Here is a 20,441-nt window from a genome sequence, read left to right as displayed (position 1 = left end):
AATTCCGGCGTGTAGGCTGGTTTTGTTTTTGGCATGTTTGTTTTTCTTTTGTGGTTATGTCTGCACCTCCTGTCCACAAATCAGGGGTAACCTCACCCTACCAAAAGGCATTTTTGCGACAATCAACTGAACATGCTCCAAAGAATAAATCTCTTTCGTAAATGACATAACGCCCATCGTTATTTCAGAAATTGGCCATTTTCTTAAATTAAACGTTCGATTTTTTGAAATAACCAAGGCATTTAATTCAGGAACAAAGCTTTTTCTGAAAAATGAATATTTCCACATTCCAAGCCGGACGCTACGAACAACGTTTTGAATACAAGGCGTTCCTGCCTGAATTGGTTCGCCACGAATGGGAAGTCGAAGATGCCGAATTGACCGATTTGCTGGGGCGGGCAGACCGGGCGCTGGGCGAATTGAACGCCTTTGCCCAATTGATTCCCGACATCGACTTTTTTATCCAGATGCACGTGGCAAAGGAAGCCACGCAATCGGGTCGCATCGAAGGCACTCAAACAGGAATTGAAGACGCCTTCAAGGACGCGGTCGACTTGGATCCGGAGGCCAGGGACGACTGGGCGGAAGTCCAAAACTATATCCGTGCAATCAATTTCGCAATCGGGTCGCTTGACCGGCTTCCGTTTTCAAACCGCCTGCTAAAAGAAACCCATGCGGTGCTTCTGGAAGGCACGCGCGGGCGGCACAAACAACCGGGCGAGTTTCGAACCAGCCAGAACTGGATCGGCGTGAGCTTGAAAAACGCCGCCTTTGTGCCTCCCCATCATGAGCATGTGGCGGAGTTGATGAGCGACTTGGAGCAGTTGCTGAATGACAGGACGATTTTTGCGCATCCATTGGTCCGCATCGCGATCGCCCATTATCAATTTGAAACCATTCATCCTTTTCTGGATGGAAACGGGCGCTTGGGACGACTGATGATTTCCCTGTATCTGGCCGCAACGGGGTTGCTTAAAAAGCCCGCGCTGTATTTGTCCGACTATTTTGAACGGAACAAGACGGCGTATGTGGATCACATGATGGCTGTGCGTCACGGCGGCCACTTGCGGGAATGGCTGGTATTTTTCCTGCATGGGGTCGAGGAAACCGCGCGAGCCTCGGCCGGAGTTTTCCAATCCATCATCAAACTCAAGCAACGCATTGACACCGATGTGCTGCCCTGCTTCAGCACGCGACGCCTGTCAACGGCGCGCCTGCTCATGCGCCACCTTTATGCCCGGCCGGTTATTGATGTGAAAAAAGCGATGCTGGCCGTCGGCACAACCATCAACACCGTCTCCAGCATCATCAATGACCTCGTGACCGCTGGAGTTTTGACCGAAGTGACCGGTCAGCGCAGAAACCGGCTTTTTGTTTTCCGCGATTATCTCGCCCTATTCAAATGAGTGAAAACCTATTTCGAAAGCCGGGGCTCATTAATTTTTTGCATTTAATATACGCAACAAAGCCGCGAAAGGGCAACGCACGGTTCCTTCGCGGCTTTGTGTTGGCATGCGTGGATTCTCACGCGAACTCGCAATACACCGGCTCATACATCTTGGCCTTGATATCGATAGGGGCAAAAAATGTGCGGCTGATCATGCCGGACTGTTTTATATTTCGCTATTTTTTCATTAAACGAGATGCTGGATTGAGAGCGCATCAATTTCGATTTGTTCTGTAATGCTGCTGATGTTTTCCCTTTGGCTGGCATGAAGGATTTCATACTATCATCCAATCGCTACAACTGGAGGCACACGATCCCGGTTGTATTATTGGAAACGTCCTAGGAGTTGCGGTTGGCTATTATGAATCATAACGAGCCGCCCGCTTGCGCTTTTAGCGTTTCGCAACGCTCGCGCATTTTTTGCAGCGTTTCCGCCATGGTTGGGTTGCCGGCGAGGTTGTTCAATTCGTTCGGGTCGGCTTCCAGGTCGAACAACTCTTCCGTGACTGGTGTCTCGCTCGTCCAGCGGATGTATTTCCATTTGCCGCTGCGCACGCCTTCGCTGGGCGGGATCATTTTTGGCAGGGTGCGGTGCTCGTAAAAGAACTCCGTCCGCCATGCGGGCGTCTTTCCGCGTTTCTTTTTTTCGAGCAACGGACGCAGCGACACGCCTTGCATTTTTTCGGGTATTTTGACTCCGGCGTAGTCCAGCATCGTGGGCGCGAAATCTATGTTGAGGGTCATGTCGTCGATTCGTTTGGACGCGCTTTTTGCCGCGCCGCGCGGGGGCACGATCACGAGCGGCACGCGGACGCCCTCCTCATACATATACCATTTGTCCGACATGCCGCGATCGCCGAGCGCGAAGCCGTTGTCCGAGGTGAATATTATCAATGTGTTTTCCAACATGCCGCGTTTTTCGAGTTCATCGAGGATTCGCCCAACCTCCCGATCCATGCCGGTGACCAGGCGGTAAATGTCGCGCGTTGTTTCCAGCGCCATTTCGTCGGTGGCGAAACGCACGAGCCAGCGCTTGCGGCCCTCGGAGCGTTGCACCGACTGGGGCAGTTTTTTGAACGCCTCGTCCGTGGCGGTCGGGGGCGGGGCGATGGCGGCGTCCTTGTAGAGTTCCTCGTCGCGCGCGTCGGGCGGGAATTCCCTCGGCGCCTTGTCCTGCGCGTGTGGGGCCTTGAAGCCGATGTTCAGGCACCATGGTTTGTTTGCGGGCGCGGTTGATAGAAACTCCAGCGCCTGGTCGCCGATGCGTTTTGTGAGGTGCTCCGGCGAGGATTTGTCGAAATACGAGAGGTTGCCCGGACGCGAGCGCCAGAAATCAAAATCGTCCGACGGCAAATGCTCCGGTTTTCTGCCGATGCCGAATTTGCCGATCATGCCCGTGTAATATCCCGACGCGCGCAGCAGGTGCGGATAGGTGCGCTGCCAGCGTTCGTGGCCGACCGGGTCGGAAAAGTTCCAGATGCCGTGCGCCCTGGCGTGCTGTCCTGTAAAAATGCTTGCACGGCTGACCACGCAAATAGCAGTGGTCACATAGGCGTTGTTGAACACGACCCCGCGCGCGGCCAGTTTGTCGATGTTGGGCGTTTGTATTATTTTGTTTCCGGCATAGCCGAACTCGTCGAAACGCGCGTCGTCCGCCAGTATCATTAAAATGTTCGGTGGTTGTTTTGATATTGTGGGGGCCGCGTCGCAGTGGACTCCACCAACCACAGCCGCGCCAAGCAATGATGCCAAGGGGGTAATTGTTTTCATGTTTTTTGATATATTATAATATGTTGAAAAATATCATTGTATTACACAGTCGCACAGACGAAGCCCGTAGGGGCGCACCTTACGTGCGCCCTCGCGTTCGTCCTTTTTTGTGAATACGCATGCAAACAGTTTTTTGCAAATGAGGACGCACGCAAGGTGCGCCCCTACAAAAAAGTTTTCCAGTTTCGTGGTGATTTTGACGAAAATCATTCGTTTTTATTATAGCGTGTTCAGCAACTGCTTTGCCTCGTTGAGCCTGTCGTTCCAGCCGTCGGTTCTGGAAGCTTTGCGGAAGGCTGACAGGAGCGACTCGAAGGCCTCCAGTTTTTCGCGCGAGGTCGCGTCGCCCGCGGAGAGTTCGCGTTTTAGCAGCCTGATTTTTTCCCAGTCCTGAATGCCTTCGACCAAGCGTTCAAAGCGGATCGAGGAGCGGCATTCGGGATAGACAATGTAGGTGTCGCCCGCCGCCCAGGTGCGGAAGCGCGAGTCGCGGATGGGGGCCGCCGTCCAGGAGTTGTAGGTCCAGCGGAGCATGCCGTCGTAGTCGTGCGCGGCGGCGTGCCAGCTCAGGTAGACCGCCTCGGCGGGATCGGAAAAGGTGAAGGTGTTTGGAAACTCGGACGAGCAGCACACGTAGAAGGTCGTTGTCAGGCCCTTGGCGCGGCGCTCGAGGATGTCGGCATGGTCGATGGGGCCGAAGATCGATGCGCACATGTCCTTTATGTGGGGATATTTTTTGAAAATCTTTTTGTTGTCGGCGAGCGCGATTCCCAGCTCCGGGGCGACTTCCGCGAGGAGCGACGTGGCCGCGGCCATGTGCTCGGCGGAGCGCTCGTCCATCGCGATGTTGGTGATTTTCAGCCAGCCTTTTTCTCGCAGGTGCTTTTGGAATGCGGGCAGAAACGGCGCCCACATTTCGCGAAATTCAGGGGTGCCGGGGTCGGCCTTCACGTCCACGAATTTCCCCGTCGCGGCGTCCTTGTAGTGGAGCATGTTGTTCCAGGGGAGCATGGAGTAGCAGTTGATCATTTTGTTCACGCCGAGCCCCATCATGAATTCGACCCAGCGGTCAAAGACCTTGAAGTCGTATTCCCATGTGCCGTCGGGGTGCTTTGTCCAGATGATCATGTCGGCGTAGGCGTCGTAACATTGGTTGTTCCAGGGCTCCTTGTTCACGTTGGTGGTGATCACTTTTTGTCCCGCGTCGGCGAGCATCCGCATGAGGGGTTTCATCAGGCGGAAATGTTCGTCGCTCCACACGTCCACGCCCTGGACGCGCGCGACCGCCGCCGGGTGCTGCCAGAGGTCGAGGTGATACGCCCACTCGGAGGGCTTGGGCAGCGTGCGGCCGGTCACTTCCAAATTGAGGGTGAGCGTGCGCGGCTTGACGCCGGCGCCCTTGATCTCCACGTCGGCGCGATAGCGTCCCGCCTTGGCGTCGCGTGGCACCTCGACGGTTATCCACACGGGGCGCGCGGTCTTGGCCGGAACGGTCAGCGTGGTGACTTCGTCGAGCATGTCCGCGGACAAGTGCGACGGTTCGCCGGGCTGGCGCGCGCCGCAAGGTTTCTTGCGGTTGAACTGGTCGCTCAACACGTATTTCACGAATCGCGCGCGGGCGATGTCCTTGAGCTTCGCGCCGTCCGCCGAAACAAAATCGCCGACCTTGCATTCGAGGTCCTTGACCTCCGCGGACGTCCACACGACCGCCTGCGCGGACAACTTCTCGCCCTTCCATCCGACAAGATTGTGCTCGCGCATGGGGGCACCGGCAAATGGTTGCGAGCGCGGATAGCGGGCGTCGATGCTGCCGAACGACACATTAAACCCCTCGACCGCGCTCCATGCGGCGGCTGGGGATTCGCCCGCGGGATCGGCCGGTTCGGACCAGTCGTGACTCGTGGCGGCGCGGCGGGTGGAAGGCGAGCAGGAGCAGAGTCCCGCAAGCAGCAAAACGAGGAGGCACTTTTTCATGGGATGTCGGATAACTGACGGGTTGGGAGGCGGAGGCGATTTTTTGTCATGCGGCGTTTCGGCGCGCGTGAAGCTTGCATATTTCAAGCACTTGCATCCGTCAGTCAACCCGAACCTAGCCGCGCCGCTCGCCTCCATCATTGATGCCGCGCCGGCCTCCCGTTTTTCTTGGTTGCCGCAGGCGGCTTTGCGCACGAGTTTATCGCCCGCATCATGGCCGAGACAACTCCCACACCCGCGCCCGAAACCCAACAGACGGCAGAGTCAAAAATCGCCGGCATGTTTTCACCGCGGCAACGCCGCACGCTCGGCTTTTCAATCACGCTTTTCGCCACGGCGGTGTCGGCGGTGCTTCTGATTGCCATCCTCATGCTGGTCAACCAACTGCTTGGTGTGTTTTCGGGAGTGCTCTGGCCCGTGGCGATTGCCGGGGTGCTCGCGCTCATCCTGCGTCCCGCCGTCGGCGTGCTCGAGCGCGTGTTCAAGGGGCGCCGACTGCTCGCGGTTATCATTCTCTACGCGCTGTTCATTATCCTGATAACGGCGCTGCTGATCATGCTGCTTCCGCCGCTCGCAAGCCAGCTCCTCGACTTGATCGCATACGTGCCGGAGCTGGGGAAAAATATCACCGCATACGTGCAAACCCACTGGCCCGACTGGCTCAGCCTCGCGGAGCGTTTGTATGAAAATCCCACCATCGCCTCCGTGCTGAACAACCTGCGCGACGAACTTTCGAAGCTGCCCTCGCTTGTTCTGCCCTCGCTCAAGGCGGTCAGCGCGGGCGTGTTTTCCACGATCAGCTTCACAATCCATTTCGCCGTCCTTCCGATCTACCTGTTTTTCTTCCTGCTCTCGCGCTCCGAGCCGACGGCAAAACTCGCCGAGCAGCTTCCCTTTCTCAAGCCGGGGCTGCGCGAGGACATTGTGTTTCTCGTCAACGAATTCATCGCGATCATAGTCTCGTTTTTCCGCGGACAACTCACCATCGCGCTCATCATGGGCGTGATGCTGGCGATCGGCTTCTGGGCGTTCGGGTTGCAATTCGGCGTGCTCATCGGACTCGCGCTCGGCATCCTGAACATCATTCCCTATCTCGGCACGATCACCGGAATTCTCATCACACTCCCGCTCGCGTTTTTCCAGCCCGACGGCGGCATGGTGCTCATCTTCAAACTCGCGATCGTGTATGTCGTCGTGCAACTCATCGAGTCCTGGCTGCTCACGCCAAAAATCATGGGCGACCGCACCGGCCTGCATCCGGCGGTGATCATCTTCGCGATTTTTTTCTGGGGCACCGCGCTCGGCGGCATCATGGGCATGCTGCTCGCGATTCCCTTCACCGCGTTTTTCGTGACCTTCTGGCGGTTGTTGAAACGAAAATATTTTCGACAGTCGCAGCCCGTTGCGGAAGCTAAGAATTAAGATTTGCGAATTAAGAAACAGAGCCCTCGCGCGTAATCTCCCGCTCACTTTATTTTCACCCGCCTTCTACTTTTTAAGTCTTAATTCTAAACTCTTAATTTTCCCGACATGTCCCGTCCGCCCGCACCACGTTATTGCGCCATTTGCGGCACCGAACTTTCGCCGAACGCCCGCGCGTGCCCGAATTGCGGCGCGGATGAGCGCACCGGCTGGCGCGAACAAGACCCCGCCGACGGACTCGACCTGCCGCCCGACGAGGAGGATTTCGCCGCCGCGCACTCGCGGTTCCTGACGGAGATCGGCCACGAACCGCGCAAAAGCCGCAACCGCCTCAAGCACGTTGTCATCGTTACCATCACGGCCTGCCTCGTGCTCGCGTTTCTGGCATCGATGTTCCTGCTGCGCTGAGGTGCGAGTCGCATCACTGACAATCGACAATTTCGAAATGAATCCACCGGAAGACTCTCCCGCCCAGCCCGGGCAAAACGCCGCGGATGCCGCCAATGTCCCGTCCGACAACGACGACAGCGGAGACATCGCCGCGGCCTACAAGCAGCTCCTCGTCAAAAACGAAATCGAGCAGGGCCGCGCAAACGCCCGCCGCCTTTTCTGGACGGCTATCATACTCGGCGTCGGCGTTCTCTTCGCCATCGGCACCATCATCTGGCGCTGAGCGGCCTTCGGCCTAATGAAGAATGAATAATTGATAATGTAGAATGAAAAACAGGGCACGCCATCACGCTCCGCACCATCACTCCGCGCACCTTCGCCCGCTCGCCGGCATCGATGCCATCATTGGCGCGGAAACTCCCCATTCTACATTCTTCATTATCAATTATAAATTAGCGTAGCGCAGCGCAGCGTCCACATGCCTTGGGAAATCCGCCAGTTCAAGCACGGCATTTATCTGCCGCAGATCGATTGGTGGCTCGACGCGACCAAGCCGATGCCTCGCGCCTTCGTCTCGCACGCGCATTTCGACCACTTCGCCGCGCACAAGGAAATCATCTGCACACCCGGCACCGCGCGCCTCATGCGCGCGCGTTTGCGCGGGCGCCGCGTCGAGCATCACCTCGCCTTTGGCCGGACCGAGCAGCTCACGCCCGAGTGCACCATCACGCTCCATCCCGCGGGGCATATTCACGGCTCCGCGCAATGCCTCATCGACCACGCGCAACACGGCACGCTTCTTTACACGGGCGACTTCAAGCTCCGCCCCGGACGCTCCTCCGAAGTTTGCGCCACGCCGCGCGCCGACACCCTCGTCATGGAAACCACATTTGGCAAACCCCGCTATGTGTTTCCGCCCGCCGAAAAAGTCCTCGCCGATATCATCGCCTTTTGTCGCGACACGCTTGATGCCGGCGCCACGCCCGTCCTCTACGGTTACAGCCTTGGCAAAAGCCAGGAAATTCTCAGCAGCATCGCCGAGGCGCAACTCCCCGTCATGCTCCACGAAAAAACGCTGCGCATGACCCGCGTTTACGAAAACCTCGGCCTCGCCTTTCCGCCGCACGCGCCCTTCGACGCCGACCCGCGCGCGCTTGCCGGCCACGTTGTCATCTGCCCCCCGCAATGGGAAAACTCCGCCTTTCTTAAAAAAATCCCAGCGCGCCGCACCGCCATGATTTCCGGATGGGCCGTCGACACCTCGACGATCTACCGCATGCGCTGCGACACCGCGTTTCCACTTTCCGATCACGCGGACTACAACGACCTGCTGCGCTACGTCGAACTTGTGTGCCCGCGTCTTGTTTACACCACGCACGGCGCCACCGCCGAATTCGCCGGGACTCTTCGCGGACGCGGCATCGAGGCCTGGCCGCTCGATAAAAACACCCAGCTCGATCTTTCGCTCGATTGATTGGCAACGTATTTGCCCGTTTTGCGTCAAACTAGACGCCTTCACCGCATTTGCCCGATTCGTTCTCCGCATTTTTATGAATTTTCTCATTCGCACCGCGCACATTGCCGCCGCCCTCATTATGTTTTCATTCGCCACTCCGCTCCCCGGCAACGAAATCATCGCTCTCGGCGACGGCGAAAGCATGAAGTTCCGCGTCGGCTGGGGAATCTTTCCGCACGCGGGCGAGATCACCGTCAACGCGAAAAACGAAATCATCGGCGGGCTTCCCAATATCCGCGTCACCACGCGGCTCGCCACAAGCGGCGTCGTCCGCAAACTCTACACCCTTGAGGCCACGGGCGACTGCGTCTTCGACGCGATCGACGGACGCCTCCTCGCCATCACAACCAAATCCACCTCCGGCAAAAAACGCGCGCACGCCATGGCCGTTTTCAACCACATCGCCGGCACGCTGCGCTACGACGACTTTCTCCGTCCGGAAAGAAGCGCCACGCTCCCCATTCCCAAGAGCCAGGTGATGGATCTCATCACCGCCCTTGTGCAAACGCGCGCGTGGGACATCAAGCCCGGCGACTCGCGCCCCATCACCGCCATTTTCGAGAACGATTTTTACGACCTCCTCGTCACCGCCACCGGCCACGAAAAAGTCAAAACGCCCTGGGGCGAACTCGACACGCTTGTTCTCGAACCCAAGCCCGCGCCCGGCACCACGCCCCGGGGCATGTTCAAAAAAGGCGCCACCGTGCGAGTATGGGTTTCGCAAGACGCCCGGCGCCTCCCGGTGAAATTCCAACTCGGACTCAAATACGGCACCGGCACCGCGCACCTCACCGACTACACGCCGCCGCGGAAAAAGGCTGAAAAGCTGAAAGACTGAAGGGCTGAAAACAGCTGGCCCAACCAAGCAAAACGCTCGCAATTCAGATTTCTGTTTTCCAAGATTTTCGAACCTTCAGCCTTTCAGATATTCAGTCCTTCAGCCTTTCCCGCCATGGGTCACGCCGCCTCAATGCACGCACACTCGCCCGGATCATACAGCATTTCGCTCATGATTCACGGCGCCGTCGTGCTCGCCGTGCTGCTCTCGACCTATTACCTCAGCGACGTTCGGAAAAAGCCCTCCAGCCAAATCATCGAACTCGTCGCCGGTCCCGGGGACGATTACATGGCCAGGCAAGCTCCCGCGCTCGGCGCGCCGGAAACAATCGATCAGGTTCCCGACCTGAACCTCTCCCCGCTCGACCCCGTTGTCGAACCGCCGCCACAACCAGTCGTCACCCCTGCGCCCAACGCGCCCGTCATTCCGCCGCCCAAAAAAACGGTCGCGCCAAAAACCACCCCGAAAACGGAGACGCCCCCAAAAAGAATGTCCAAGGCCGAGTTCGACAAACTCAACGCCAGCAAAAACAAAAACCTCCCATCGCAAAAAATCAACAAGGCCAAACCGCGAAAAAAAGTCGTCGCCCCAAAGATCGGCCAGGGCGTCGCCAAGGGCGTGCTCGGCGGCATCGGCAGCGGGGCCGGTGCGGGCGGCACCGCGCTCACCGCCGCGGAACGCGACCAAATGGAAGCCTATTTCGCGCTTCTTGCGCAACGCATCCGGCAGGCGCAGGAAAAACCCGAGGGCCTGAGCAGCGAGCTTGTCGTGCGCATCGAGTTTCAGGTTTACGCCAACGGCACCATTGGCGCGGTAAAAATCATCCGCAGCTCAGGCAACCGAGCCTTCGATGATTCCGTGTTGAAAGCCATCCGCACCGTGCGGCCCATTGGTCCGCGTCCGGACGGGAAAAGTGGCGCCAAAGTCGCCGACTTCCGCATGCGCGAGGAAGACTGAGCGCGAACAATAACGACGCGACGAGACCGACACGCCATGGGCACACAAACCGTAATCTCCCCCGCTCCCACGCACCACGCCGGAGCATACGGCATTTCGATGCTGATTCATCTGGCAACCGCCTGCCTCGCCGTTCTCTGCATTTACCAGTTTAAAACCACGCCTGCGACACCGCCAAACGATACGATTGAGCTCTGGCCGCGCACTCTCGTTCCCAGCGAAAACGCCCCGGCGGACATCCCGCCAATCGTCGGTCCCAAAATCAAACCACTGCCACCACTCCCGCCAGTCGCGCAGGAAACCCAACAGCAGACGGCTCAACCGCTGGGAACTCGAATGACGGAACGCGAGTTCAGGGAAAAATATGGACGCCCTCCCGTTCGTAATAACACAACCACATTCACAAAACCACCGGTTGTCCCCAACTCAATCAAACCGCCGACATTCGAAAACCTCGTCCCCGTTTCCCAACCCGCGATATTCAACGCGCCGATAAGCGCACACATCCAAAATCAAATGGATTCCTGTTTCGCGCTTCTTGCGCAACGCATCCGGCAGGCGCAGGAAAAACCCGAGGGTCTGAGCAGCGAGCTTGTCGTGCGCATCGAGTTTCAAGTTTACGCCAACGGCACCATTGGCGCGGTCAAAGTCATCCGCAGTTCAGGCAACCGAGCCTTCGATGATTCCGTGTTGAAAGCCATCCGCACCGTGCGGCCCATCGGCGACCGCCCAGATGGCCAAAGCGGAGCGAAGGTCGCCGACTTCCGCATGCGCGAGGAAGATTGAGCGACGATTCCTGTTCAATAAGTGCGCAGTCGGAATGCCGCTGGCGACGTCCGCAAACTTTCGGGAATATCGGCGAAACATTTTCCGAAACACAGCATCTCAAGGCGTTAACACTATATTTTTACACAACACTCCATCCGCGCCGCATGTCATCGCTCGTTTTTATTATTTTCCTGGTTGTTTATCTGCTCCTCTGCGCCTGCATATTTGTGCGCTCTACACAGGCGCTTCCCAAAAAACGCTGGCTGCGCATCGTGTGGGTCGCGGGGCTCGCCTTTTTCGCCTCCGCTTTTTTTACCGGCTCCGCATTTCGTGAAACCGTGGTTGCCGGGGTTCCCGTCGGGCACTGGCTGCGCGTGCTCGGCGTCACCTGGATGCTCACGTTTCCCTATTGGGTTGTCGCGGTTGTTTTCTGGGAGGTAATCCGCCTCGTTAACAAACGCCGGCGCATCCTTCCCAAGTGCGTCGAGACACACTACGCGCGCGCCAAGGTTCTCGCACTCGCCGTCACCGTCGCCGCGGTGATTGTTGTATTTGCTTTTGGATACTGGCGCTTTTCGAATCCCGTCGTCACTCCCCTCGCCGTCAAAATCAACAAGCCGCTCGGCGGCCAATACGCCGGCTCCGGCAAAGTCCTCCGCATCGCCGTCGCGAGCGACCTGCACCTCGGCGACATCATCGGCCGCGAACGCGTCCGCGACTTCGTCACCCGCATCAACGCTCTCCAGCCAAACATCATTCTCCTGCCCGGCGACGTTGTTGACCGCAGCGTGGACGCGCTCGAAAAACAAAACATGGGCGCCGAGCTCGAAAAACTCCACGCGCCCCTCGGCGTGTTCGCCGTTCTCGGCAACCACGAGAAATATGCCAACGCCAAGCGCAGCCTCGATTTCCTCGAAAAGCACGGCATCCGCGTTCTCTACGACGAGGCCATTCCCCTTGCCAATGGCGCGTTCACCCTTGCCGGACGCGCCGACCACAGCATCAAGCCCCGCAAAACACTCGACGAAATACTCGTCAACGCCGACCGCGCGCACCCGATCATTCTGATGGACCACCAGCCTCGCGAACTTGCCCGTGCGCAAGCCGCCGGCGTTGATCTGCAATTCTCCGGACACACCCACGCCGGACAAGTTTGGCCTGTCACGTGGATTGTTCGCTTCATGTATGAAGTTCCCTACGGCCACGCCCGCAAAGGTGATTTCCAAGTTTACGTCACCTCCGGCCTCGGCCTCTGGGGGTTCCCCGCGCGCATCGGCAGCAAATCCGAAATCGTGGACGTGACCGTGGAGTTCGCGAAGTAGGGCGGCGCGGAAGCCGGTTTTTTCTGCGCCGTTTAGTGGTTAAATGGACTGGCGTTTTGAGTGTCTCCCAACAGCGGGAAACCGGGCGGAATTGTTTTCCAAAACATGACTCCCAATTCAATTGACTCACCTGTCCGAAAATCGCGAAATGCCCGAACCCTTTTCCCTCAATAAACAACAACCCGGCAAAAAACATCCCGACCATGGCCAAACCATTCCTCCCCGAAACCTTCCTTCTCGACACACCCTGGGCGCGCTCGCTCTACAAGAACCACGCCGCCACGCAGCCCATCTTCGACTACCACTGCCACCTTCCGCCCGACCAGATCGCCTCGAATCACCAGTTCGAAAACCTCTATAAAATCTGGCTTGCCGGCGACCATTACAAATGGCGCGCCATGCGCTCCAACGGCATCCCCGAGGACTACATCACCGGCGACAAAACCAGCGACTACGACAAGTTCCTCGCCTGGTGCAAAACCGTCCCGCAGACCCTCCGCAACCCGCTCTACCACTGGTCGCACCTCGAACTGCGCCGCTACTTCGGCATCAACCTCGTCATCAACGAAGCCAACGCGCCCAAAATCTGGAAACTCGCCAACGCCAAGCTGAAAACGAAGGCCTTTTCCACGCACGGCATCCTCACGAAAAACCGCGTCAACGTCGTCTGCACGACCGACGACCCCGTCGATTCGCTCGAGCACCACATCGCCATCGCCAAGTCCAAACTCAAGACCCGCGTCTATCCCACCTTCCGCCCCGACAAGGCGCTCGTCGTCAACAACCCCGCCGTCTTCAACGCCTGGTGCGACCAGCTCTCCGCCCGCGCCAACATCGACGTCAAGGACCTCGACTCGCTCCTCCGCGCCATCGACAACCGCCACGAGTTCTTCCACTCCATCGGCGCGCGCGTCTCCGACCACGGCATGGAAAACATCCCCGACGCCGACTGCACCGAAAAGGAAGCCGCCGCCATCTTCAAGGCCGCGCGCTCCGGCAAGGCCGCCAGCCCCGAAAACACGGCCAAGTTCACCTGGTTCATGATGCTCGCCTTCGGACGCCTCGACGCCAAGCGCGGCTGGACCAAGCAGCTCCACCTCGGCGCGATCCGCAACAACAACACCCGCCTCCTCAAGCGCATCGGCGCCGACGCCGGCGTGGACTCCATTGGCGACTTTCCGCAAGCCCGCGGACTCGCCCGCTACCTCGACCGCCTCGACAGCGAAAACGCGCTCCCGAAAACCGTCATCTACAACCTCAACCCCGCCGACAACTACGTCTTCGCGACGATGATCGGCAACGTGCAGGACGACCTCACGCCCGGCAAAATCCAATTCGGCAGCGGCTGGTGGTTCCTCGACCAGGCCGAGGGCATGAAGTGGCAGCTCAACGCCCTCTCGCAACTCGGCCTCCTGAGCCGCTTCGTGGGAATGTTGACCGACTCGCGCAGCTTCATGAGCTACGTGCGCCACGAATATTTCCGTCGCGTGCTCTGCAAACTGGTCGGAGGCGACGTTGACGCCGGCCTGATCCCCGCCGACAAAAAGTTGGTCGGCGGCATGATCGAGGACATCTGCTACAAAAACGCCAAACGCTACTTCGGCCTCGAAACGGGCAACATGTGACAAACCGTTGATATGAGTTTATAACCCCAATGGGGTTGCATATTTTTAACCCGGGGCTGACGACAAAAACGTCTGTCCCGGGTTACGAGTTTTTGAAAACGCGACACTGAAAGGGGCGCGTTATTCATGCTCCGCAAGAAGCAGAGGAAGCGGCCAGGGCGTGTTTTTTCGTTTCGGTGATAAAATTTGATTTTCAACTATCAAACACCAATCATGCGCAACCATCCCATGAAAACACTCACTTACCCGACGAGTTTCCTGTTGGTGTTTTTGCTTTCCCTGCCTTTGTGCGCAAAGAAAACGGAGCAAAAAGCAACAACCTATGAGACAAAGCTGAATATCTCATATTACGACGACCACGCGCTGGCGAATGCCGACGAATATAAAAAGAGCCATTGCAAAATGGACATGTATTACCCGGAAAATCGGGCGGGGTTTCCCACGATTGTTTGGTTTCATGGAGGCGGACTGACGGGCGGCAAGCGCCGCCTGCCCGCGCTCAAGAATCAGGGAATCGCGCTCGTTGCCGTCAGCTACCGCCTTTCGCCCAAGGGTGAATTTCCCTGCTTTCTTGAGGATGCCGCCGCAGCCACCGCATGGGTGATCAAAAACATCGCGGCCCATGGCGGCGATCCGGACAAGGTGTTTATTGCGGGCCACTCCGCCGGCGGTTATCTGTCCGCGATGGTGGGCATGGACGAGCGCTGGCTGGCCGCCCACGGAATATCGAATCGCAAACTGGCCGGCATCATCCCCGTGAGCGCGCAGGTCACGACCCATTTTTTGGTGAAAAAATTGCGCGGCGATCGCGGCGAGCAATACCGTCCTATAATCGACGAATACGCGCCGCTGTATCATGCCTCGAAAAACCTGCCGCCGATTTGCCTGATCGTGGGCGACCGGCGCATTGAATGGAAAAGCCGCGTCGAGGAAAACGAGCTTTTGGCCGTGAGCCTGAAAAACTTGGGCCATGAGCAGACGGAGTTTTATGAAATGGGCGGCCTCAACCACCGCGCGGTTGGCGAAGGCGCAATGATTATAATAAAAAAATACGTGAACCGAATTATTGAGGAACGGGGAAAAGAACCGTCCCCATAGAGTCCCGCCTGTGATGGATGGCGCTCCGCGTCGCAAATCAGAGAGTTGGCAATCCCTTGGTCATGACAAAAAAACGCCCGACAAGAAAACGCGTGAATAACGCCTTTGGTAGGGCGAACCCTCAGGGTGAGCCGCAATATTCCCGGTTCACCGAGACGGTTCGCCCTACCCAATAATACGACAGAATAAACCGAAAATGCTCCAAGACCTAAAACTCGCCCGCAAACGATCGACTTCTCAACGTCCGCCGCGGCGCCAGTGGCCGCCGGGTTTGCCTTTGGGGTGATGCGACGGGTTTCCACCGCCGTGCGGGCGTCCGCTGCTGGAACGGGATTGGTTTTGGCCGCGCGCGCCTTTTGAGAGTCCGCCATTGCCACCGCCGCGCTGGTGTTGCTGGCCGCCACCTTGCTTGCGGCGGGGGTTTTTCATCGGACGCGAGGTGTCGATGTGAGGCGGGGCGCCGTTGGCGTAGGCGAAGCCGTCGAGCGCGAGGCGTTCGATGCGCGCGCCGATGAAGCGTTCGATGTCGCGCAGGTCGCCGGCTTCCTCGGGCGTGACGAGCATGAATGCGTCGCCGTCGGCCTGGGCGCGGCCGGTGCGTCCGATGCGGTGCACGTAGTCGTCGGGTTTTTCGGGGACGTCGAAATTGATAACGTGCGAGACGCCGGACACATCGATGCCGCGCGCGGCGATGTCGGTGGCGACGAGCACTTCGTAGCGTCCGTCCTTGAAGCCGGCGAGCGCCTCGGTGCGCTGGTTTTGGGAGCGGTTGGCGTGGAGGACGGCGGTGGTGTGGCCGGCGGACTTGAGCTTGCGCGCGATGCGGTCCGCGCCGTGCTTTGTGCGCGAAAAGATGATCACGCTTTGGAAGTCTGTGCGGTTGAGAATCGCGAGGAGCATGTCGAACTTTTGCTCGTGGAGCACGGGATACGTGGCGTGGGTGACGGTTTCGACGACGGAGCGCGAGCGCCCGATCTCGACGCGCTCGGGATCATGAAGCGCGAATTTCGCGACGGCTTCGATCTCGGGCTGTATGGTGGCGGAGAAAAAGAGCGTCTGGCGTTTCGGGGGGCATTGGGCGACGACGCGGCGCACGTCGTGGATGAAGCCCATGTCGAGCATGCGATCCACCTCGTCGAGGACGAGCGCCTCGATGCCGGCGAGCGAGAGGGTTTTTTCCTGGAGGAAATCAAGCAGGCGCCCGGTGGTGGCGATGAGGATGTCGGTGCCGTTTCGGATGGCGGCGCGCTGGTTGCCGTAACCGACGCCGCCGTGGATGACCGCGACGCGCAAGTTGGTGAAGCGGCCGAGCTCGCGAAACGCGGTTTCGACTTGCGCGGCGAGCTCGCGCGTGGGTTCGAGCACGAGGACGCGGGGCGGGCCGGGGCGGTGCGCGCCGAGGCGCGCGAGTATGGGCAGCGCGAAGGCTGCGGTTTTGCCGGTGCCGGTTTGGGCGGAGCCTATGAGGTCGCGTCCGTCGAGGACGACGGGGATGGCGCGTTGCTGGATGGGTGTCGGCTGGGCATACCCCATGGTTTGCGCGCCGCGCACGAGTGAATCCGGCAGTCCTAGTTGTTTGAATGGCATGATTGTAGGCGTTGATAACGCGCAGCGAACGCGGCGTCTGGCGAGGGAAAACACAATGTGCCCGCGTTATGCACTCAATTGCACAACCTTCCCCTGACGCCTGCGTTGGCCCGCCGCGATTCAGCGCGTGCCGCGCGCGCGCATCCTGACAATTTTTCGGATGCCGAATAACATGCCGATCAAAGCCAGACTCCAGAGGCTCGGAGCGCCGCCGCCACCACCACCGCCGCCGCTGTTGTCATTGTCGTTGGAGCCGGTGTTTGTTGCGCCTTGCTGAGTGACAGTGCAGGTGGCGGTGCGATTGCCCGCCGTGACCGTGATGATCCCGGTGCGCGGGTTTGGCGAGCTGTTGGTGGCGCAGGTGACTATGAAAGAGCCGGTGGCGACGCCGGTGGCGGGCGAGACGGTCAGCCACGAGACGGAGGTGGACGCGGCCCATTCGACATCGGTATCAGCAGTCACGGGAAATGTGTTTCTGCTGGCGGAAACCTGCTTGGTGCCGGGGCTGATGCTGAGCGTGATGTCGGTGCCGGTTGTCCAGACCACTTGGTCGAGCCACGCGGCGTCGCCGCCGATGTCAAGATAGGGGTCTTTTTGGTAAAGCCACGTCAGCGTCTGCGCGCCGGTGCCGGTAATCGGCACCGCGCGCCGCGCCCAGTCTTTTTCGCCGGAGATGCGCGCGCGTTCCTCTCCGTTGACCTTGAAATACAGAATGTCGCCCCAGGGATCGCCATCCTCGTCGCGTTCCTCGGCCTCGGAGGAGACCTTCCACCAGAAGCTGACGATGCCGGGACCGGTGACGGTGGTTTGCAGCCAGGTGTTTTGGCCGATGTTCACATTGGTGCTGCTTGTTCCGAGAATGATGCCGCTGCGGGCGGCGTGCCGGCCGTCGTGCGTGGTAATGGTCTGGCTGCGCCATATGTTCGAGCCGCCGGTCGTCCAAACGAGGTTGTTGTCGAGCGCGGTGGCGAGCGGGATGTGCGCGGGTTGCGCGACTTCGCAGACGCGGCTGATGCCGCCGCTGGTAATCGTGACGGTGGCGCGCCGCGGGGAGCCGGTGTCGTTGGCGTCGTGGGTGATGGTGAGGGTTTGGCTGCCTGCGTTGCCGGAGGCGGGAGTGACGCCCAGCCATGAGTCGTCGGTTGTCGCCGTCCATGTTTTGGAGGTTGTGGCGGTGAGTGTGAAATGACCGGAGCCGGAGTCGGCCTCCTTGGTGCTGGGTGCGATGACAGGGTTGAAGTTGTCGGGTGTCCAAACGACTTGATCGACCCAAGCCGCGCCGGTGGTGCCGGCGGAGGCTTTGTCAAAGGTCCAGCCGAACTGGTGTGTGCCGGTGGTGGGGATGGGGATGATTTTTTTCTCCCAGCCTAGCTGCCCGGTGATGCACGCGGGGGTTTCGGTCAGGGCGGTTGAGAGGTCGGTGGTGGCAAAGACGAGGGTGTCGGCTGCGTCGGCGGATATTTTCCACCAGAAGCTGAGGGTGCCGGAGCCTTCGACGGTGGTGAGGACGCCGCTGCTCTGGCCTTGCGCGAGGGTTCCGCTTTGCGCGGCGGCGACCCCGTCGTGGGTGGTCGTTGTCTGGCCGAACCATTCGGTGTCGGCGCCGGGCTCTTTCGTCCATGTGAGTTCGCCGGCAAGCGCGGCGGCGAGGGATGGGTTGGACTGGACGAGGTTGGAGGTGAGCGTGTATTGGCCGATGCTGCCGTATGCGGTGTAGCCGGTGCGGCTGGAAATGCTGTTCGCATGAGGGTTTCCCGTGCTTCCGGAGGTGATGCGCAAATACCACTGGCCGGCGGTGAGCTGCCTGGAGAGCGTTGCGTGGGTGAGGGTGGGGGAGTCGTTGGAACTGTTTAAGTTTCCCGAGGAGTCGAGGATTTCGAGTTTGAGGTCGGTGCTGCCTATGATCGTGCCCGTGCCGGAGACGCGGGCCGGATAGAGCGAGAAGTCGATGGTGCCGGGGGCCGAGAGATTGATGCCGTAGTAGTGGGGTTCGTCGGCGTTGCGAATGAGGCCGCTCGCGCCGAGGATGCCGTCATCGCCGGTGGTGAGCGGGAGCGCGGCCGCGCGCGTGGTGGCTGCGATGATGCCGCGGTAGCCGAATTTGCCCTCAATGATCATGAGGTCGTCCTCCTTGTTGTTGGCGCTGTAATATTCTCCCTTCGACCATTGGTAGACATTTCTCCGGTTGGTGTTGTAGGCATTGCCCATGATCGTGCCCCAAGAGGTGGCGCCCGCGCCGTGTCCCGGATAATAGCCAAAATCGTCGCTGTTGGTTTGATAGCCGGGGCCATCGTGGCTGAGGCCGAGGTTGTGGCCAAATTCGTGCGCGGTGGCGTAGGCGATGTCGGCGTTGATTGAATTCAGCTTGTCATAATAAATGAAGGCGGGGCTGTAATCGGTTTCATAACCGAGCCATCCAAACCTCTGGAAAATCGCGACCCCGTCGGCGCCGTCGGCGGCTGCGGGCATCTTTCTCCCGTTGGCGTCATTGCTGCGGGTGATCAGCACTCGGCCTGTGGTGCGGGTGAAGACGGCGGGTTTTTCGGTGGTCACATCCACGTCGAAGGCGGAGAAGTATTCGGAAACGCGCTCCCATATTTTGACGATGTTATCCTGCTCCTGTTCGTTGAAAGTGGTGGAGTCGCCGTCGATGTTGTAGGGGAGGGCGCGGTAGAGATTGACCTCATAGGATTTGTTCCATGCGGTGTTTTCAATGAGGCCTCCTCCGAAGTCGAGGAAGAGAACCTTGGTCGAGCCGGGGCGCGAGTGGCGCACGGGGGGCTGGTTGATGGGAACGGCGGCGGCGGCCACCACAGGATCGAGCGCGCCTGATGTGGAAGTTTCAGCCGTCGCGCCGCCGGAATGGTTTCCCGCGACAAAGCGGCACGCGTAATAAAGATGCCCCTTGGGCGTGAGGTGCAGGCTGGCGAAATCCGCCGCGGGTATGCGGTTTGCCGCGAGGGTTTTAAATGCGAAAGTGCGGGCATCGGGGGCAAGGGAGAGGAGTTCGTCGCGGAAGCGGGCCGAGGGAATGGTTTCGAGGATGGCGCGCTGCTTTTGTGTGAGCGCGTCTGTCCCGGCGGCATCATTGCTTCCGGCGGGGGCGGAGGCGTTTGCGCCGGATGGTTGGGTTGCCAACGAGGCGCGGACGTCTGTGCGACGGCGGTGATGTTGGTCGTGGTTAGCTGCAATGGTTCCGGCGGAAACGGGCGCGATCAGAGTTGCGGTGTCGGTTTGGGGATTATGGCGGTCCGCGACGGATTGCGGCGCGGTGACGCCGACGGGCTGTTTTGCGGTTTGCGGAGAAATTTGCCTGGCTTTCCTAGAATGAAAAATGAAGGCGACTCCCGTCACGAGCAGCACGGTTGTGCCGATTAGAAAAATCTTCCGGACTGCGGGTTTCTTGAAAGCGATCATGCGTGGAGGGAACATGGCTTTGGGTTTTTGTGCCATCCTAAAAAGTTTCAACGGCACGGATGGGGTGGCGCGCGAGGTGGGGGTAAAACGATGTTTCGAACAATAATCGCAGGGGCGGGTTTTGCGCGCACCCGCTGCCGGTCCGCGGACGTTTCAGGCTATTTCAACAGTTTGTCGAGCGCCGGGAGACCCTCGCCGGAGTAGCCGGCCAGGCCGGCGTGGAGGCATTCGCGCACGGTGTTGAATGTAGGGGAATCGTCGCAGCCTTCCGTCCGCGATGCCAGACGCATGTCCTTTTAACATGCGTTTT

The 20,441-nt window shown here is 59.2% G+C and carries 16 protein-coding genes; 11 read left to right on the top strand and 5 right to left on the bottom strand.

The features are described 5' to 3' along the window. The first annotated feature begins 272 nt into the window (after positions 1-272). Entirely contained in the window at positions 273-1,406 is a 1,134-nt protein-coding gene (locus tag M2103_RS01235; RefSeq protein ID WP_277508224.1) for a Fic family protein, read from the top strand. Between the two features lie 407 nt (positions 1,407-1,813). Here M2103_RS01235 and M2103_RS01230 read toward each other — a convergent pair whose 3' ends face one another. Beyond that, the gene (locus M2103_RS01230) at positions 1,814-3,112 is read right to left on the bottom strand and encodes a sulfatase (protein ID WP_277508222.1); all 1,299 of its coding nucleotides are present in this window, start codon (positions 3,110-3,112) and stop codon (positions 1,814-1,816) included. Between the two features lie 324 nt (positions 3,113-3,436). Next, on the bottom strand, positions 3,437-5,191 hold the full coding sequence (locus tag M2103_RS01225) for a DUF4091 domain-containing protein (RefSeq protein WP_277508220.1): 1,755 nt from the start codon (positions 5,189-5,191) through the stop codon (positions 3,437-3,439). A 168-nt stretch (positions 5,192-5,359) separates the two neighbouring features. Here M2103_RS01225 and M2103_RS01220 point away from each other — a divergent pair, with 168 nt between their 5' ends. The 10 genes from M2103_RS01220 to M2103_RS01175 all read left to right on the top strand — a co-directional run bounded on the left by M2103_RS01220 (position 5,360) and on the right by M2103_RS01175 (position 15,127). Beyond that, positions 5,360-6,613 (top strand): AI-2E family transporter, encoded by a 1,254-nt coding sequence (locus tag M2103_RS01220; protein WP_277508219.1) that lies wholly within the window; start codon positions 5,360-5,362, stop codon positions 6,611-6,613. Between the two features lie 108 nt (positions 6,614-6,721). Continuing rightward, positions 6,722-7,021: a zinc-ribbon domain-containing protein gene (locus M2103_RS01215; protein WP_277508218.1), complete on the top strand. Its 300-nt coding sequence runs from the start codon at positions 6,722-6,724 to the stop codon at positions 7,019-7,021. Positions 7,022-7,058: 37 nt separating this feature from the next. Beyond that, complete coding sequence (locus M2103_RS01210) at positions 7,059-7,286, top strand: hypothetical protein (RefSeq protein WP_277508217.1); 228 nt, start codon at positions 7,059-7,061, stop codon at positions 7,284-7,286. A 195-nt stretch (positions 7,287-7,481) separates the two neighbouring features. After that, positions 7,482-8,477, top strand: a complete 996-nt coding sequence (locus M2103_RS01205) for an MBL fold metallo-hydrolase RNA specificity domain-containing protein (RefSeq protein ID WP_277508216.1) — start codon at positions 7,482-7,484, stop codon at positions 8,475-8,477. 76 nt (positions 8,478-8,553) lie between these two features. Then, positions 8,554-9,357, top strand: a complete 804-nt coding sequence (locus M2103_RS01200) for a DUF3108 domain-containing protein (protein ID WP_277508215.1) — start codon at positions 8,554-8,556, stop codon at positions 9,355-9,357. Between the two features lie 114 nt (positions 9,358-9,471). Further along, positions 9,472-10,314, top strand: a complete 843-nt coding sequence (locus tag M2103_RS01195) for a TonB family protein (RefSeq protein WP_277508214.1) — start codon at positions 9,472-9,474, stop codon at positions 10,312-10,314. 36 nt (positions 10,315-10,350) lie between these two features. Next, a complete protein-coding gene (locus M2103_RS01190; protein WP_277508212.1) occupies positions 10,351-11,100 on the top strand; it encodes an energy transducer TonB in 750 nt (249 codons plus the stop codon). Positions 11,101-11,246: 146 nt separating this feature from the next. Further along, a complete protein-coding gene (locus M2103_RS01185; RefSeq protein ID WP_277508211.1) occupies positions 11,247-12,404 on the top strand; it encodes a metallophosphoesterase in 1,158 nt (385 codons plus the stop codon). Between the two features lie 203 nt (positions 12,405-12,607). Continuing rightward, positions 12,608-14,029 (top strand): glucuronate isomerase, encoded by a 1,422-nt coding sequence (gene uxaC, locus M2103_RS01180; RefSeq protein ID WP_277508209.1) that lies wholly within the window; start codon positions 12,608-12,610, stop codon positions 14,027-14,029. 228 nt (positions 14,030-14,257) lie between these two features. Beyond that, on the top strand, positions 14,258-15,127 hold the full coding sequence (locus M2103_RS01175) for an alpha/beta hydrolase (protein WP_277508208.1): 870 nt from the start codon (positions 14,258-14,260) through the stop codon (positions 15,125-15,127). Between the two features lie 237 nt (positions 15,128-15,364). Here the strand turns inward: M2103_RS01175 and M2103_RS01170 are convergent, their stop codons facing one another. The 3 genes from M2103_RS01170 to M2103_RS01160 form a co-directional block, all read right to left on the bottom strand. After that, complete coding sequence (locus M2103_RS01170; protein ID WP_277508207.1) at positions 15,365-16,714, bottom strand: DEAD/DEAH box helicase; 1,350 nt, start codon at positions 16,712-16,714, stop codon at positions 15,365-15,367. A gap of 120 nt (positions 16,715-16,834) precedes the next feature. Continuing rightward, positions 16,835-20,131, bottom strand: coding sequence for a BACON domain-containing carbohydrate-binding protein (locus M2103_RS01165; RefSeq protein ID WP_277508206.1), 3,297 nt, complete (start codon positions 20,129-20,131; stop codon positions 16,835-16,837). 158 nt (positions 20,132-20,289) lie between these two features. Next, positions 20,290-20,421: a hypothetical protein gene (locus M2103_RS01160; RefSeq protein ID WP_277508204.1), complete on the bottom strand. Its 132-nt coding sequence runs from the start codon at positions 20,419-20,421 to the stop codon at positions 20,290-20,292. Between the last annotated feature and the right edge of the window lie 20 nt (positions 20,422-20,441).

Origin of the sequence: Ereboglobus sp. PH5-5 (genome assembly GCF_029504805.1) — a bacterium.
Classification (GTDB): domain Bacteria; phylum Verrucomicrobiota; class Verrucomicrobiia; order Opitutales; family Opitutaceae; genus Ereboglobus.
Note: the sequence above shows the minus strand (reverse complement) of the source record. Positions and strands in the feature narration are given on the sequence as shown.